Raw genomic sequence first — 16,585 nt, forward strand, 5'->3', positions numbered from 1 at the left:
CGAGGGGAGCGTTCGTGCATGAAGCGCGCGTTTAAGGCCAGCGATACGACCACCTCGCTGTTTGATGCACTGATCGAAGCGCAAGGCCGTTTCGGGGCCAACAAGATCATTATCGAAGATCAGGACAGGAAGCCGCTGTCCTACGGCATGTTCATTGCGGGCGTGTTTGCCCTGTCGCGTCTGCTTAACCGCCATGTCGGCGATGAGGGCCGCGTTGGCATGATGTTGCCGACCTCCGGCGGCGGTGCCGTTTCCTTCTTCGCCCTGCACGCGCTGGGCAAGGTGCCGGTGATGATCAATTTCACCGCCGGTCAGGCCAATGTCAGAGCCGCTGCCGAGACCGCGCAGATCAAAAGCGTGCTGACCTCACGCCGCTTTATTGAAAACGCCAAGCTGGAAGATTTGGTCGAGGCCATGTCGGCCTATGTACGCATCATCTATCTCGATGATATCCGCAAGGAAATCTCGACGACGGACAAGCTCTATGCGCTGGCTGCCTCGAAGTTGCCGAGGCTCTTCGCCAAAAAGACGAAGGCGTCCGATATCGGTGTCATCCTCTTCACCTCCGGCAGCTTTGGCAGCCCGCGCGGCGTGGCTCTGACGCAGTCGAACCTGGTCTCCAACACCCGCCAGATCGAAGCCCATATCGAGCTGAAACCGGAATGGATCGCCTTTAACCCGATGCCGATTTTCCATTCTTTGGGGCTCACGGGCGGCGTCATCCTGCCCCTGCTGGCAGGTCTGCGCAGCTTCCAGTATCCGTCGCCTCTACACGTAAAAGTAATCCCTGGACTGCTGAAAGAAACGAAGGCATCGCTGCTGTTCTCGACCGATACCTTTATCAATCAGTACGCCCGTTCGGGCGAGCCGGAAGATTTCAGGACGCTCGAATTCGTCGTTTGCGGGGCTGAAAAGGTCCGCGAAGAGACACACAATCTGTTCAGCGGCACCCCCATTCTGGAAGGCTACGGCGTCACCGAATGCTCGCCCGTTGTGGCCGTCAACTTCCCTGACAACAATCACCACGGAACCGTCGGTGCCATGCTGCCCGAAATGGAAGCTCGGCTGGAAGCGGTCGAAGGCATCCCGGTCGGCGGCCGTCTCTGGGTCAAGGGACCGAACGTCATGGGCGGCTATATCAACTGCGACGCCCCCGATGTCATCGAGGCACCGAAAGACGGCTGGCACGACACCGGCGACATCGTTGATATCGATGGCGACGGCTTCATCAAGATCCTCGGCCGCGCCAAACGCTTCGCCAAGATCGCCGGCGAGATGGTGTCGCTGACCGCCGTAGAGCGCATCGCCGAAGAAGTGTGGCCCGATAATCGCCATGCCGTCGTCGCCGTTTCGGACGACAAAAAAGGCGAGCGCCTCGTGCTGATCACCGACAAGGATGACGCCGACGTGTCGCGCCTCACACTGTGGGCAAAGGAAAATGGCGCGCCCGTTCTGGCCATCCCGAAGAAGATTCTGAAGGTCGAGACCGTGCCGGTTCTGGGCTCCGGCAAGACGGATTACGTCACCTTGCAGAAGCTCGCCGATGTCGAAACGCGCGCCGCTTAAAGTTCAAATTTCGCCCAACACTTCACGCAATCCGGAAGGTGTTTGACGGCGATATAATATTTAATTATATAGTTAACTATTGCGCCTTTCGTTAACCATGTGATTTCTAGAACTCTTAAGTCATATGGTTAATCAATATCTTAAATGCTTCTCAAAAATGAGAAATTAAAATCTGGACGATATAGTGAGCGAAACCCTCGAAGAGACCCTGGCGGCGCTTGCCGATCCCAACCGCCGCCGGGTGGTCGAATTGCTGTGTGACCAGCCCTATACAGCCGGCGAACTGGCGCGTGAAATCGGCCTCTCTCCGGCCGCGCTCAGCCGCCATCTGCGCGTGTTGAAATCTATCGGCATGATCGCCGAAGTTCCGCTTTACAGTGATGCCCGCCTGCGCGCCTATGCTCTGAGGCCACAGCCGATGGCCGACCTCAAAACCTGGGTCACAACCAACGAAGAGCGATGGACGCGCCAGATGGAGACCCTGGCACGTCGCGCCACATCCAGGTCATAACGGTGTCTTGACAGTCACAACCATTCTGTCATTAGACGATACTATGGCCAGGGCATATTCCATCTTAAGGACGCCACGCAACTCCGAAGTCAACTTCTGGGCCTGCTTCGCCGTGGTCTTTGCCCTGGTCTCTCAGGTGCTGTTTCCACCGCAGGTCATGGCCATGCCCTCGAGCCATGGCGTCAAAATGGTGCTGTGTTCGGCGGGTATGGATAGCCGGCCGATCGTCGAGACCACGACGCTCATCCTCAAGTCCGCGCCCCAAAAGCCGGGCCTCGCCGGCCTGAAATGCGCCCAGTGCGTACTGGCTTCGGTGACCGGCATCACCACGCCGGCGCCGGTATTCCAGCCGGCCATCTATACCGTCAGCCACGCCGATTTTACACCGCCCACCCGCCGCTCTCCGATCAAGGCGCGCGCACCGCCGCGTCCCCATTCCTGCGGCCCTCCGTCCCAGATCTAAGCTGATAACCCCGCGCAAACGGCACGACCGTCTGCGCCTTTTCTGCTTATCTGAACGGATTTTTGAAAATGAAAAATACAACCTGCGCGCTTGTTGCCGCGCTGCTCTGCACAGCCTCCGCCCTTCCCTTTATTGCCCATGCTGAAACTTTAGCGGAAACGCCGGAAGCTTCCGACGCGCCAAAAGAGGTCATCGTCGTCGGACAAAAAAACACCCCGATCACCGTCGTGCCGCGAGGTCTTTCGGTCTCGCTCGGTCATGATCAGTTCGACGCGATCAACGCCGTCAATGTCGAAGACCTGATGAAATACGCGCCGAATTTTTACGTACGTAAACGCTTCGTCGGCGATGATAATGCCGTGGTCGCTCTGCGCGGCGCCAACACCGTTCAGAGCGCCCGCACGCTTGTTCTGGTCGATGGCTATGTCGTCTCGAACTTCCTCGGCAACCGCTACGACTATGCCCCCAAATGGAACGTCGTTGGCCCCGCCGAGGTGCGCCAGTTCGATATCGTCTATGGCCCCTATTCGGCACGCTACGGCGGCAATTCGATGGGCGGTGTCGTCTCGATCACTACGGAAGCGCCTAAAAAGAATGATATGTACGGCTCCGTTCAGGCCTTCACCATGCCGTTCAAGGAATACGGCTTCGATGAGAGCTTCAGCGGCTATTCGGTCGAAGGCGGCCTGAATTACAAGGCCAAGGAGTCAGGCTGGTCGGCGCGCGCCTCGTTCCGCCATTTCGAGAACACCGGCCAGTCGATGACCTATAACCTGCTGACCAAGTCGTCAGCCGCCGGCACATATACGCCGGTCACCGGCGCCTATGTCGATGATCGTCTGGCCACCCCGGTCTTCGGCGCCGCTTCGCCGGTCGATGTCGTCCAGGATCAGGCGCGCCTGCGCGTCGGCTATGCCTGGGATAATGGCTGGAAGGCCGACGCCCTCGTCATGCTGTGGCAGACCGCGCAGGACCAAGACAATCCGCGCTCGTGGCTCGTCGATGCCAACGGCAATACCGTCCTGCCGACCGCCGCCGGCACAAAGGTCCGCTTCAATGGCGTCAACTACACGGCCAAGGGTGTCACCTATTCGGCCATGGACCGCACTGAAAGCCTGATGGGCCTGCGCCTGTCCGGCAACTGGCAGGGCTGGGATATCACAGGCAACCTGTCGCATTACGATATAGGCAAGTGGGATAACCGCACCTCGCTCGACATGGTCAGCGCTGCCGGCCAGCAAACGCTCTACGATCACCCGGGCTGGTGGACCTTCGACGGCACAATCGACCAGGCCTTCGGACGCCATGCCCTCGCCTTTGGTGTGAGCGCCAACCAGTATGAGACCAGCGCCACGACCTGGAACACGACGCAGTGGCGCACGGCTGCCAACCCTAGCCTGGCGTCGCAGGTTTTCGGCAAGACGGCGATCGCCGGCGTCTTCGCCGAGGATGAGATCGACCTCGGTCGCGCCGTCCTGACGCTGGGCGCACGCTTCGATGACTGGCGCGCCTTCGATGGCGGAACAACCACCGGCACCATAACGCGCGCTTACGCCAAGCGTCACGACACCGCTTTTTCACCAAAGGCCAGCCTGCAGGGCGATATCGGTGCCTACAATCTGCAACTGAGCCTAGGGACGGCCACACGCTTTCCCACGGTCGGCGAACTGTTCCAGGGCAAGATCAATGCTGGCCAGACAGAGATCGACCCCACCAGTTTCGATCCGAATCTCAAGCCGGAGGTCTCGCACGATATCAGCCTGATCGCGCGCCGCCGCTTTGACCGCATCACCCTGACCGCCAGCCTCTTCGGTCAGTCTATCGACGATGCCGTCTACAGCTATCAAGGTCTTCTGGAGGATGGCACGGTCGTCAGCCGCTACCAGAATATCGAGCGTATGAAGCAGTCCGGCGTCGAACTCATCTTTGAGTCGCACGATCTGCTGCTCGAAGGCCTGACAGTGGAATCGAGCGTGTCATGGATGGACGCCCGTACGGAGACAAACACGTCGGCGCCGACGTCCGAAGGCGTGCAGTTCCCGCGGATTCCGAAATGGCGCAGCAATGGCAATCTGCGTTATGCCTTTACGCCTAAGCTGAAAGCCTCGCTCGGCTGGCGCTATGGCTCACGGCCTAATTCCGACCTGTTCGGTCTGGTGCGTGGCGATGCCTATGGCTTCCAGACGGAATACTTTTTCCTCGACACGCGCATCAGCTATGATCTGACCAAGGCGACGCAAATCAGCCTCGGTATTGATAATCTCAATAATGATCAGGCCTATGTGTCGCACCCCATGCCCCAGCGCAGCTTCATGCTCGAAGTCAAGTATCGGAACTAGACCATGAATCATCAGGCCGGCACAATCAAAGACGCAGCACGAAAGATCATCGATTACCGCATGTTCTGGCGCTGGCATTTCTATGCCGGCCTGGTATGCCTTCCCTTTATCATTATTCTGTCGATCACAGGGCCGATCTACCTCTTCAAGCCGCAGATAGAAGCCTTCATTGAAGCGCGCTACGATCATCTGGCCTTTAGCGGCGCGCCGCAATCGGCTGAGGCGATGGTGAAGGCCGCCATAGCGGCCGTGCCGGGCTCTCGCTTCAAGACCATTGAGGTACGGCCCGATACGCACGACGCCGCGCGCATCACGGTGGTAAAGAACAACGAGAAAATCCGTCTCTATATCCATCCGCAAAACCTGAAGATACTGAAACAAGTACCTGAAGAGGCACGCTTTATGGAGGTCGTCAAGACTATCCACGGCGAGCTTTTCGCCGGCCGCTTCGGCGAGGTTATTGTCGAACTGGCCGCCTGCTGGGCCATCGTGATGATCCTCACCGGGCTTTATCTGTGGTGGCCCAGAAACCCAAAAAGCGAAGCCAGAGGCCTCGCCGGCCTGCTCTATCCGCGCCTTGATATGGGTAAGCGCATCTTCTGGCGCGATATCCATGCGGTGACCGGCCTCTATATTTCCGCCCTGGCGCTGTTTCTGCTGCTGACCGGTCTGCCTTGGACCTTTGTCTGGGGCAACGCCTTCAAATCGGTCCGCGCCATGGCCAGTCCGGCGCCGGTATCGCAGAGTTGGAGCCAGGGGCGCGCCGAGGAAAAGACAGCCCTGAAATCCGAAGGTGTGGCGAAGACCGATCTCAGCCGCCTCGATGCCTTGCTCGATACGTCACGCGCGCTTGATCTGCCCGCACCGGTCACCTTGGCTTCGCCTGCCAAGGGCGCAACGCTTTGGAAACTGCAATCCAACACCGGTAACCGCCCGCAGCGCGTAACCCTGATGATCGACCCAATGATGTTGGAGGTGATCAGCCGTGAGGAATTCCGTGACAAGAAACCACTCGATCAGGCGGTTGGTTACGGCATCGCCGCGCATGAAGGGCAGTTGTTTGGGCCGATTAATCAGGCCTTGGGCGTTCTCACAGCGCTGGGCCTGATGACCCTGTGCATAAGCGCCGTCGTCATGTGGTGGCAGCGCCGGCCGGCTGACACGCTTGGCGCACCGCATATTCTGCCCGATGAACGTCTGGCGCCTGGCCTTGCCCTTATCATCATCGTACTGGGCATTTTCCTGCCGGTACTGGGTATCAGCCTGATCGTTATTGGCTTGGTCGAGTGGCTAGTGCTGCGCCGCATCCCGCGCATCCGTGGCTGGCTGGGCCTGAAAAAGGCGTAGCGCTTATGTCTTGTCCTTGTTTTTCGATTGCCCTGACTCGTTTAGGGCAATGGCTACCGCTTGCTTGCGGCTCTTCACCTTGTCGCCATGGCTGCTTTTCAGGTCGCCTTCCTTATAGGCGTGCATAACGCGCTCGACCGTATCGTCTTTGCTTTCGCCGGATTTGAGCATCATGTATATCCCTTGTCTCCCCGCGAAAGGGTGTGGGACAGGGCATGAGATCTCTATGCGAAATGATAGCATCGGGCATACGGGGGTGAGGCGAACATGATCGAAAAGCGGGCCGTCGGGCCGGATATTTTGCGCGGCTTTGCCATACTTCTGGTGATGAGCTGGCATCTGCCGTGGGTCGATTACCCGCCGCTCTTCCAGCACATCAAGGACTTCGGCTGGCTGGGCGTCGATGTCTTCTTCGTACTCAGCGGCTTCCTGATCGGCACCGAGTTACTCAAGCCTGTTCACGCCGGACAAGCACCGGATCTGCGTGTCTTCTATCTGAAACGCGCCTTCCGCATCCTGCCGGTTTTCTGGTTGATGGTCGCGATTTACGCCCTCTTCCCAACTTTACGCGAACGCGAGGCCATGTCACCGCTGTGGCGCTACCTGACCTTCACGCTCAATTTCGGTCTGGATGCAAAAACCTTCGGCACCTTTACCCACGCCTGGTCACTGTGCGTCGAGGAACACTTTTATCTCATCTTACCGGCCATGGTTCTGATCCTGCGACGTTTCAAAACGCCATGGCCGGCCATAGCTGCTGTCGCCACCCTCCTGATCGGCGGCATGGTGCTGCGTCACCATATCTGGTCGCTCTGGCACGCCGCCGGGGATGATGGCGTCAAATTCTTCACCTGGTTCTATTACCCGAGCTATACCCGACTGGATGGCCTCTTGATCGGGGTATGTATGGCGGCCCTGCGCCTGTTCTATCCTTTATCCTGGACGCAGTTCGCCAGACCGCGCTTCACCCTGCCGCTCGCCATCCTGTGCCTGGGCGTAACCGGTTATATGAACCAGATCAACGGCGTGACCCTCAGCGAAACCGGTAGCATCGTCTTTTATCCGTTGTTTAGCCTCGGCATTGCCAGCCTGCTGGCCAGTTTACTGGCAGTAGAACGACATATCCAGCCGGCACGCTGGACGGCTTTAAGTTATATCGCGGCGATCTCCTATAGCCTCTATCTGTCGCACAAGATTGTCTTCCATCTCGACGACCTATTTATGCCAAAAGCCTGGATGACCGGCTGGAGCCAGATCGTCATCTATTATGTCACCAGCATCGCTGTTGCCAGTCTCCTTTACTTCGCTGTCGAGCGCACCTTTATGCAGATGCGCAATCGCCTGCTGGCGCGCGTGAAAAAGCCGCCTCAGAATACTGAGACGGCTTTTAAATCAATCGCTTCTGATTAATTCTTTACAGGTTAATCATACGACCATCGGCGTCGAGCGACGCTTCGAGGATGGCTTCCGACATGGTCGGGTGCGGGAAGACGGTGCCTTGCAGGTCTTCTTCCGTCGCTTCCATGGTGATGGCGAGGCAGAAGCCCTGCACCATTTCCGTGACGTTGGCGCCGATCAGGTGAGCGCCCAGAAGCGCGCCGGTCTTCTTGTCGAAGATCACCTTCACGAAGCCGCCCGGCTCGCCGGCGGCGATCGCCTTGCCGTTAGCCTTGAACGGGAAGCGGCCGATCTTGACGTCCAGACCCTTTTCCTTGGCGCCCTGTTCGGTGATACCGACCGACGCAACTTCCGGCGTGGCGTAGGTGCAGCCAGGGATCGGCGGATTGAGGTTCGACAGCTTCTTGCCGGCGATATAGTCGGCGGCGTGAACGGCTTCATGGCTTGCCTTGTGGGCCAGCCAGGGCGGTCCGGCGCAGTCGCCGATGGCGTACAGGCCCTTGACGTTGGTCTTGCCGTGGCTGTCGTTTTTCAGGTGGCCGCGGTCCATTTCGACACCCAGGGCCTCAAGGCCGAGGTTTTCGGTGTTGGCGACGATACCGACGGCGACGATGCAGCCTTCAGCTTCAAGAACTTCCGACTTGCCACCGACCTCGACCGAGACCTTGACGCTGGAAGCGGATTTTTCAACCTTGGTCACCTTGGCGCCAATGCGGAACTTGAAGCCGCGCTTTTCAAAGGCCTTCTGGGCCTCATCGGAGACTTCCTTGTCCTCGACCGGCAGGATGCGATCGAGCGCTTCGACCACGGTCACCTCCGCGCCGAGCGAGCGGTAGAAGGAGGCGAACTCGATGCCGATGGCGCCGGAGCCGATGACGACGAGCGACTTCGGCATACGGTTGGGCGTCAGAGCGTTGCGGTAGGTCCAAATGCGATCGCCGTCAGACACCGCGCCGATGGCGGGTATCTCACGGGCGCGTGCACCGACAGCCAGCATTACATTCTTGGCCTCGACGACCTGCTCACCGCCCTTACTAAGCTTGACGGTGACTTTCGGTGCGTCCTTGCCGGGGGAAAGCGTGGCGAAGCCTTCGATCACATCGATCTTGTTCTTCTTCATCAGGTAGCCGACGCCGCTGTTGAGTTGCTTGGCCACGGCGCGCGAGCGGGCAATGACCTTCTCAAAATCGTAGGCGGGCTTTTCACCGCTCAGACCGTAGTCCGAAAGGTGGTTGATTTTATCGAACACTTCGGCGGATTTCAGCAGCGCCTTGGTGGGGATACAGCCCCAGTTCAGGCAGATGCCGCCTAAGAGTTCGCGCTCGACAATGGCGACCTTGAGGCCGTTTTGCGACGCACGGATAGCGCCTTCATAACCGCCGGGGCCGGAACCGATAACAACGAGATCATAAGTCATGGAAATCAGTCCTTTACGCCAGCATCTTAATCGGATCTTCGAGCAGGTTCTTCAGCGCCGTGATATACTTGGCGCCAATGGAACCGTCGACGACGCGGTGATCGCAGGTCAGGGTCACAGTCATGACCGTGGCCACAGCCAGCACACCGGATCTGACGACCGGGCGCTGTTCGCCAGCGCCGACCGACAGGATGCATCCCTGCGGTTCGTTGATGATCGACGCGAACTGCTTGATGCCGAACATGCCGAGGTTGGACACCGAGAAGGTGCCGCCCTGGAATTCTTCCGGCTTCAGCTTGCGATCACGGGCGCGCGCCGCCAGATCCTTGGTCTCTTTGGCGATCTGCGACAGGGACTTGGTTTCGGCCTTGCGGATGATCGGGGTGATCAGGCCGCCATCGATGGCCACGGCCATGGCGACATCGGCGTTATGGTGCATGGCGATGCCTTCGGGCGTGAAGGAAGCGTTGGCTTCCGGCACAACTTTAAGCGCCAGTGCGACGGCCTTGATGACGATGTCATTGACCGAGACCTTGACGCCTTGCGATTCCAGCGCGGTGTTGATCTTGGTGCGGGCGGCCAGCAGGTTGTCGAGTTCGATATCGACGGTCAGCGGGAAGTGCGGCACATCACGGAAGCTGTCGGTCAGGCGACGCGCGATAACCTTGCGCATACCGTCGAGCGGCACGAGATCGTAGGAACCGGCGGGAATGCCCATCTGCTCCAGCGATTGCGCCTTGCGCGGCTCGGCAGCAGCTGTGCCAGCCGAAGCGGCAGGCGCCGCCTTGCCGGTGCCGGAAGCCAGAGCGGCTTCGATGTCGCGTTTGATCACGCGGCCATGCGGACCAGAGCCGGTGATGGCCTTGAGGTCGAGCTTGTTGATCTCGGCCAGACGACGGGCTAGAGGAGACGCCGCGACGCGTGCGCCAGAAGCAGCAGGTGCTGGAGCGCTTGCGGCAACAGGGGTAGCAGCTACCGGTGCCGAGGCAACCGGCGCAGGTGCCGCGGCGGCCTTGGGCGCCTCAGCGGCAGCGGCTTTCGGGGCAGGCTTGGCGTCGCCGCCAGCCATTCCTTCACTTTTTAGGCGAGCGATCGGCGTATTGACCTTCACGCCTTCGGTGCCGGCTTCGACGAGGATGGCCTCGATCGTGCCTTCATCGACGGCTTCGACTTCCATCGTCGCCTTGTCGGTTTCGATTTCCGCGATCACGTCACCGGCGGCGACGGTATCGCCAACCTTGACGTGCCACTTGGCCAGAATGCCCTCTTCCATCGTAGGCGAAAGGGCCGGCATTAAAATATCGGTCATGCGGGTCTTCCCTTACTTGTACGTGACTTGCTTGACGGCGGCGATGATCTTCTCAACGCTGGGCACAGTCAGAGCTTCGAGGTTGGCGGCGTAAGGCATCGGCACGTCTTCCTGGTGGACACGGGCGGGCGGGGCATCGAGATCATCGAAGGCCTCGGCGGTGACGCGCGCGGCGATTTCAGCGCCAACGCCCATCGGGCCCCAGCCTTCTTCTACGGTGACCAGACGGTTGGTCTTCTTCACCGAAGCGATGACCGTGTCGGTGTCGAGCGGACGCAGGGTGCGCAGGTTGACGACTTCGACATCAATGCCTTCGGCGGCCAGTTGCTCGGCGGCTTTCAGGGCGAAACCAACCATGCGCGAGTGGGCGACGATGGTGACGTCGGCGCCGGTGCGCTGGATCTTGGCCTTACCGATCGGCAGGACGAAATCCTCAACATCGGGGATGTCGAATTCGAGGCCGTACATCATTTCGTGTTCAAGGAACACGACCGGGTTCGGATCGCGGATGGCGGCTTTCAGCAGGCCCTTGGCGTCGGCGGCATCGTAAGGGGCGATGACCTTGAGGCCGGGGATCTGGGCGTACCAGGCGCTGTAGTCCTGGCTGTGCTGGGCGCCGACGCGGGCGGCCGCGCCGTTCGGACCGCGATAAACGATAGACGACTTGATCTGGCCGCCGGACATATAGAGCGTCTTGGCGGATGAATTGAGAATATGATCAATGGCTTGCATGGCGAAGTTAAACGTCATGAATTCGATGATCGGCTTGAGGCCGGTCATGGCCGCGCCAGCGCCGATACCAGCAAAGCCCATTTCCGTGATCGGCGTATCGATGACCCGGCGGTCACCGAATTCTTCGAGCAGACCGCGCGACACCTTGTAGGCGCCTTGATATTGCGCGACTTCTTCCCCCATGAGGAAGACCTTGTCGTCGCGGCGCATTTCTTCGGCCATGGCGTCACGCAGGGCGTCGCGCACGGTGATCCTGACGGTCGGCGTGCCTTCGGGGATTTCCGGGTCGCTCTGCGGCTTGGCGGCGACAGGCGCAGCTTCGGCGGCAGGCGCTTCGGTTTTTGCTTCCGGCGGAGCGGCGGCAGGCGCCGGTGCAGCCGATGATGTACCACCCTCAAGGCGGGCGATCACCGAATTGACCTTGACGCCTTCGGTGCCAGCTTCAATCAACAGGGCTTCGATCTTGCCTTCATCGACGGCTTCGACTTCCATCGTTGCCTTGTCGGTTTCAATTTCAGCGATCACATCGCCGGCGGCTACGGTATCGCCAACCTTGACGAGCCATTTGGACAGGGTGCCCTCTTCCATGGTCGGCGAGAGCGCGGGCATAAGAATATCGGTCATGGATCAGGCTTCCAGATAGACGTCGGTGTACAGTTCGGACGGATCGGGCTCAGGGCTGGTCTGGGCGAATTCAACCGCCTCCAGCACGATGGCCTTGATCTCGTTGTCGATGGTTTTGATATCGTCTTCGCTCACGCCGGCTTGTTGCAGCATGGTCTTGACGTGATCAATCGGGTCGCGCGTCGTCTTGACCTCGTCGACCTCTTCCTTGGAACGGTACTTGGCCGGATCGGACATCGAGTGACCGCGATAACGGTAGGTCTTCATCTCTAAGATGTAGGGGCCCTTGCCGGAACGGGCGTGCTCGGCGGCGCGTTCGGCGGCTTCCTTGACGGCGAACACGTCCATACCATCGACCGTTTCACCGGGAATGCCGAAGGACGAGCCGCGTTGCGACAGATTGACCGTAGCCGAAGCGCGGGCCAGCGCGGTGCCCATGGCGTATTCGTTGTTTTCGATCACATATACGACCGGCAGCTTCCAGAGCTGGGCCATGTTGAAGCTCTCGTAAACCTGGCCCTGGTTGGCGGCGCCGTCACCGAAGTAGGTGAAGGAGACATTGCCGTTTTGCTTGTAGAAGTCGGCGAAGGCCAGACCGGTGCCGAGGGATACCTGCGCACCGACGATGCCGTGACCGCCGAAGAAGCCGGTCTCGATGTCGAACATGTGCATCGAACCGCCCTTGCCTTTCGACGAACCGCCGGAACGTCCGGTCAGTTCGGCCATGACGGCGTTGGGGTCCATGCCGGCGGCCAGCATGTGGCCGTGGTCACGATAGCCGGTGATCACCTGATCGCCGTCCTTCGAGGCGGCTTCCATGCCAACAGCGACAGCTTCCTGGCCGATATAGAGGTGGCAGAAACCACCGATCAGGCCCATGCCGTAGAGCTGGCCGGCACGCTCTTCAAAGCGGCGGATCAGCACCATTTGGCGATAATATTTCAGCAGGTCGTCCCTGGAGACATTGCTCAGCTTTTTGCCACTATCGGTCTTGCTGTCTTTCTGGGCGGCACGCGCCATGGACATCTCCCATTACAAAAACTATGGCCGGTGTATCGCCGGCTTAAAAATGGCGGCACTTTTAGCGGTGGCGCGCCGGGTTCTGTCGCCCGGGCCTTACATGGTGCGCGCACATCGCAAATCAAAGGCACACTTCCTTTATGAGAAGCCTGCCTTCGCGTAAAGAGCTAAAGACTGATCAGGAGTTAGCGTTCTGGACGATAGGTCCACGAATAACGTAGGCCTTGGGCTCGGAAAGGCCCAAAAGCACGCGCGCACGCTCTTCAAGTAAATCCTTGGAGAGGTTGTCGGTACGCAAGTATTTGGCGCGCGCTTCCAGATCAGCACGTTCGGTTTTGAGTTGTGCGAGCTGCTGCTCCTTGACAACCAGGTCACGATCACGCGATTCCTGAGAAAAGAACCCTTTGTCGCCGGTCAGATACTGAACGCATACATAGGTGAGCACGAGTGTGATAATAGCGGTGGGCAAATACGGCCTCAATCGGAACAACACTATTTGAGCCCTTTCTGGACTGCGCTAACACGTGGAGGCCATTTTTGAGCCTTCGCAGTTAACATAGTGTTACCAAACATGTCGGCGCACACAGAAGAATTTATCGAAACAGCGTTCGCAAAAGACTGATTTATCACGGCGTTTTTATCATTGTTGTCAAAACTTGAAGGATGACACAGGGCTGGAAGCCAAAGGTCTCGCACAAGACCGATTCCATGCCGCTGCCTTGCCCCTGCTTTTAGGTCAAAACGGTTAACCAACACTCACCATAGCGGACGAAATTAGCGGCTTGCCCGATATAGACGTTTGGGTTTAGTTTGCAAAATGTAATCGGTTACAATGCCTGATAGCCGAGAGAGAGGGGGAAATCGCTATGTCATCACAAACCCACCGCTGGGAATCACTCGATCTCCTGCGCGGCCTCAGCATCATGGGCATGTTGCTCAACCTGGTGCCCGGCGCGTGGGATAAGCAGTATAGCTGGCTGGTTCATGCCAAGTGGGAAGGCTGGCAACCGATCGATATGGTGGCGCCGGCCTTTCTGTTTTGTATCGGCGCCGCCCTGCCCTTTTCGCTGCAGAGCCGGTTTGCCAAGGGCGAAACCAAGGGTGCCATAGCGCGGCATATCGCCTGGCGCGCGCTGGCCCTGATCGCGCTGGGTCTGTTTCTGAATGCCTACCCCACCTTCGATTTCGCACATATGCGCATACCCGGCGTGTTGCAAAGGATCGGCATCGCGTTTGCCGTTGTCGGCCTGTTCGTGCTGGTGACGACGCGGCGTGGCGCTCAGGGCGCAGAGTTTTCGCCCAAGGCCGTGGCCGGCGCTGTTGCGTTCGTGATGTTGTCTTACTGGGCGCTGCTCCAGTTCGTTCCGGTGCCGGGTTTCGGCGCACCGCGTTTCGACCCTGTTGGTAGCTGGCCTTCCTATATAGACCGCAGCGTCTTTGGCGTGCCGCATATGTTTGTGTGGTGGCCGGTCGATGGCAAGGTGGTCTTCGATCCGGATGGCCTGCTGAGCACCTGGCCGGTTTGCGCCACCATGCTGCTGGGCGTACTGACGGGACTCATCTACAAAAGCGGTTTACGACGCCCGATTTTAACGGCGGGTGTGGCCGGCAGCCTTATGATGCTCCTGGCCTACGGCTTGAGTGGCGTGTGTCCGATCATCAAGAATATCTGGACGCCGACCTTTATCCTGCTCAGCGGCGGCTATGCGCTGGTGGTTTTGGCGGTGCTGATGGCAGCCGTTGAGCGTCTGGATATCGGACGTTTCCTGTTACCGGTAAAGGTCTTCGGCGCCAATCCGCTTCTGGCCTATCTGATATGCTTCCTGTGCGCGCCGCTGGTGAACCTGAACTGGATACCGTCGGCCGAGTTTGGCCGCATCGCCTTGCCGTTCGCCAGTCAGTTGGCCGCCAAAGGCGTCATCGACCTCTATCTGGCCTCACTGCTGTTCAGTTGCGCCTATCTGGCGGTTGTATTCGTCATCCTCTGGATCTGCTATCGCAAGCGGTGGTTCCTGCGCCTGTAGGGTTATGGGGCGTGGGGTCTGCGCCCCCACAAACCTTGCCTTATTCAAAAGAAAAGCCCGGTCCAAAAGACCGGGCTTTTCTTTTGAAAGAGATGAAGACTTGGGGCCACCGGCCCCAAACCCCATAACTTAACAGCGAATGACGCTGACGCCGGCATAGACCGCTTCGTCATCGAGTTGCGCTTCGATGCGCAGAAGCTGGTTGTACTTGGCGGTGCGGTCCGAACGGGCCAGCGAACCGGTCTTGATCTGACCGCAGTTCATGGCCACGGCCAGGTCAGCGATGGTCGAAATCCTCGGTTTCGCCCGAACGGTGCGACATCACCGAGGTGTAACCAGCGCGGTGCGCCATATCGACGGCGTCCATGGTTTCCGAAAGCGTGCCGATCTGGTTGACCTTGACGAGGATCGAGTTGGCCATGCCCTCGACAATGCCGGTTTCCAGACGGTCCGGATTGGTGACGAAGAGATCGTCGCCGACCAGTTGGATGCGATCGCCGAGACGCTCGGTCAGTTCCTTCCAGCCTTCGTAATCGTCTTCCGACATGCCGTCTTCGATCGAGCAGATCGGGAACTTGTTGGCCAGGTTTTCCAGGTAATCAACCATCTCGACCGGCGTCAGAACCTTGCCCTCGCCTTCGAGATGATACTTGCCGTCCTTGAAGAACTCGGTCGAGGCGACGTCGAGCGCCAGCCAGAAGTCCGAACCGGCCTTGTAACCGGCCTGCTCGCCCGCCTTCATGATGAAGGTCAGGGCGTCTTCAGCCGAAGCCAGATTCGGGGCGAAACCGCCCTCGTCGCCGACATTGGTGTTGTGACCGGCGGCCTTGAGGCCCTTCTTCAGAGCGTGGAAGATTTCCGCGCCCATGCGCAGGGCTTCCGAGAACAATTCGGCGCCGGCCGGCACGATCATGAATTCCTGGATGTCGATGGGGTTGTCGGCGTGCGCACCGCCATTGATGATGTTCATCAGCGGCACAGGCAGAACACGTGCGCCGAGGCCGCCGACGTACTTGTAGAGCGACAGGCCAGAGGCTTGCGCGGCGGCGCGGGCGACGGCCAGCGATACGCCGAGGATGGCGTTGGCGCCGAGGCGCGACTTGTTGGGCGTGCCATCCAGATTGATGAGGGCCTGATCGAGACGGCGCTGGTCGAGCGCTTCAAAGCCCGCGATGGCCTCGAAGATTTCGCCGTTGACGGCATCGACCGCCTTACGAACGCCCTTACCGCCGTAACGCTTCATGTCGCCGTCACGCAGCTCGGTGGCTTCGTGGGCGCCGGTCGAGGCGCCGGAGGGCACGGCGGCGCGGCCGAACGAGCCATCATCGAGGGTGACATCGACTTCAACCGTGGGATTGCCACGGGAGTCGAGGATTTCGCGGGCGACGATGTCAATGATTTCGGGCATGGGGAGTCCTGCTATATGAGACGATCATGGGATTTTGCAGGGCTGCTATAGCGATGTGCGCCGCCGATGACAAGCGCGGCCTGAAACCATCTCGGCGTGGCGGCGAATTGAATCCTTACAGGGCGGTCCCCAGATTGATTTGACAATCATTTATGGAGACGGACATGACCGAAGAAACCACTGAGTATCTAAAGGACGGCGACCGCGTCAGCCATGCCGAAAAGGGCCTCGGCACCGTCAACATCAATCCTCAGGACGACGATATCGTTGTGTCCGACAGGGAGATCCGCAAGAATACGCCGCAGACCGTCTATGTCGTATGGGATGATGACCGCTTTCCGGTCGGCAATGTGCCGCGCGGCGAACTGGAAAAGGTGCCGGATGCGGCGGCGGCCATTTCAACCGGCGTGTGACGCCACCTTCAACG

Annotated in this window: 15 protein-coding genes and 1 pseudogene; 9 read left to right on the forward strand and 7 right to left on the reverse strand. The window is 59.2% G+C overall.

Annotation, left to right across the window (positions count from 1 at the left end):
* Positions 1-18: 18 nt before the first annotated feature.
* The 5 genes from ABQ278_RS09530 to ABQ278_RS09550 all read left to right on the forward strand — a co-directional run bounded on the left by ABQ278_RS09530 (position 19) and on the right by ABQ278_RS09550 (position 6,226).
* Positions 19-1,566, forward strand: coding sequence for an AMP-binding protein (locus ABQ278_RS09530; protein WP_349319392.1), 1,548 nt, complete (start codon positions 19-21; stop codon positions 1,564-1,566).
* 184 nt (positions 1,567-1,750) lie between these two features.
* Positions 1,751-2,077 carry a metalloregulator ArsR/SmtB family transcription factor gene (locus ABQ278_RS09535; protein WP_349319393.1) on the forward strand — a complete coding sequence of 109 codons (327 nt, stop codon included), beginning with the start codon at positions 1,751-1,753 and terminating at the stop codon, positions 2,075-2,077.
* Between the two features lie 43 nt (positions 2,078-2,120).
* Positions 2,121-2,540: a hypothetical protein gene (locus ABQ278_RS09540; RefSeq protein ID WP_349319394.1), complete on the forward strand. Its 420-nt coding sequence runs from the start codon at positions 2,121-2,123 to the stop codon at positions 2,538-2,540.
* A 68-nt stretch (positions 2,541-2,608) separates the two neighbouring features.
* Positions 2,609-4,879 carry a TonB-dependent receptor domain-containing protein gene (locus ABQ278_RS09545; protein WP_349319395.1) on the forward strand — a complete coding sequence of 757 codons (2,271 nt, stop codon included), beginning with the start codon at positions 2,609-2,611 and terminating at the stop codon, positions 4,877-4,879.
* A gap of 3 nt (positions 4,880-4,882) precedes the next feature.
* Positions 4,883-6,226, forward strand: a complete 1,344-nt coding sequence (locus ABQ278_RS09550; RefSeq protein WP_349319396.1) for a PepSY domain-containing protein — start codon at positions 4,883-4,885, stop codon at positions 6,224-6,226.
* Between the two features lie 3 nt (positions 6,227-6,229).
* Here the strand turns inward: ABQ278_RS09550 and ABQ278_RS09555 are convergent, their stop codons facing one another.
* Positions 6,230-6,400, reverse strand: coding sequence for a DUF6496 domain-containing protein (locus ABQ278_RS09555; RefSeq protein ID WP_349319397.1), 171 nt, complete (start codon positions 6,398-6,400; stop codon positions 6,230-6,232).
* Between the two features lie 93 nt (positions 6,401-6,493).
* On the opposite strand from ABQ278_RS09555, the gene ABQ278_RS09560 reads away from it, so the two are divergent.
* Entirely contained in the window at positions 6,494-7,636 is a 1,143-nt protein-coding gene (locus ABQ278_RS09560; protein WP_349319398.1) for an acyltransferase, read from the forward strand.
* A gap of 4 nt (positions 7,637-7,640) precedes the next feature.
* On the opposite strand, the gene lpdA is transcribed toward ABQ278_RS09560, so the two are convergent.
* Genes lpdA through pdhA form a run of 4 tightly spaced genes read right to left on the reverse strand, consistent with a single transcriptional unit; the run spans position 7,641 to position 12,726 of the window.
* Positions 7,641-9,047, reverse strand: a complete 1,407-nt coding sequence (gene lpdA / locus ABQ278_RS09565) for a dihydrolipoyl dehydrogenase (protein WP_349322137.1) — start codon at positions 9,045-9,047, stop codon at positions 7,641-7,643.
* Positions 9,048-9,054: 7 nt separating this feature from the next.
* Entirely contained in the window at positions 9,055-10,350 is a 1,296-nt protein-coding gene (locus ABQ278_RS09570) for a pyruvate dehydrogenase complex dihydrolipoamide acetyltransferase (RefSeq protein ID WP_349319399.1), read from the reverse strand.
* 12 nt (positions 10,351-10,362) lie between these two features.
* Positions 10,363-11,706 (reverse strand): pyruvate dehydrogenase complex E1 component subunit beta, encoded by a 1,344-nt coding sequence (locus ABQ278_RS09575; RefSeq protein ID WP_349319400.1) that lies wholly within the window; start codon positions 11,704-11,706, stop codon positions 10,363-10,365.
* Between the two features lie 3 nt (positions 11,707-11,709).
* Positions 11,710-12,726 (reverse strand): pyruvate dehydrogenase (acetyl-transferring) E1 component subunit alpha, encoded by a 1,017-nt coding sequence (gene pdhA / locus ABQ278_RS09580; protein WP_026172535.1) that lies wholly within the window; start codon positions 12,724-12,726, stop codon positions 11,710-11,712.
* Between pdhA and ABQ278_RS09585 the strand changes: the two genes are divergently transcribed.
* The gene (locus tag ABQ278_RS09585; RefSeq protein WP_349319401.1) at positions 12,725-12,889 is read left to right on the forward strand and encodes a hypothetical protein; all 165 of its coding nucleotides are present in this window, start codon (positions 12,725-12,727) and stop codon (positions 12,887-12,889) included. The genes pdhA and ABQ278_RS09585 overlap by 2 nt on opposite strands.
* A gap of 15 nt (positions 12,890-12,904) precedes the next feature.
* Here ABQ278_RS09585 and ABQ278_RS09590 read toward each other — a convergent pair whose 3' ends face one another.
* On the reverse strand, positions 12,905-13,195 hold the full coding sequence (locus ABQ278_RS09590) for a septum formation initiator family protein (protein WP_018080193.1): 291 nt from the start codon (positions 13,193-13,195) through the stop codon (positions 12,905-12,907).
* 397 nt (positions 13,196-13,592) lie between these two features.
* Here ABQ278_RS09590 and ABQ278_RS09595 point away from each other — a divergent pair, with 397 nt between their 5' ends.
* Positions 13,593-14,750, forward strand: coding sequence for a DUF5009 domain-containing protein (locus ABQ278_RS09595; RefSeq protein WP_349319402.1), 1,158 nt, complete (start codon positions 13,593-13,595; stop codon positions 14,748-14,750).
* A gap of 129 nt (positions 14,751-14,879) precedes the next feature.
* On the opposite strand, the pseudogene eno reads toward ABQ278_RS09595, so the two are convergent.
* Positions 14,880-16,158 (reverse strand): annotated as a pseudogene (gene eno, locus ABQ278_RS09600) (phosphopyruvate hydratase).
* 164 nt (positions 16,159-16,322) lie between these two features.
* Between eno and ABQ278_RS09605 the strand changes: the two are divergent.
* Complete coding sequence (locus ABQ278_RS09605; RefSeq protein WP_349319403.1) at positions 16,323-16,571, forward strand: hypothetical protein; 249 nt, start codon at positions 16,323-16,325, stop codon at positions 16,569-16,571.
* The last annotated feature ends 14 nt before the right edge of the window (positions 16,572-16,585 follow it).

It is taken from the genome of Asticcacaulis sp. MM231, from assembly GCF_964186625.1.
GTDB lineage: Bacteria > Pseudomonadota > Alphaproteobacteria > Caulobacterales > Caulobacteraceae > Asticcacaulis.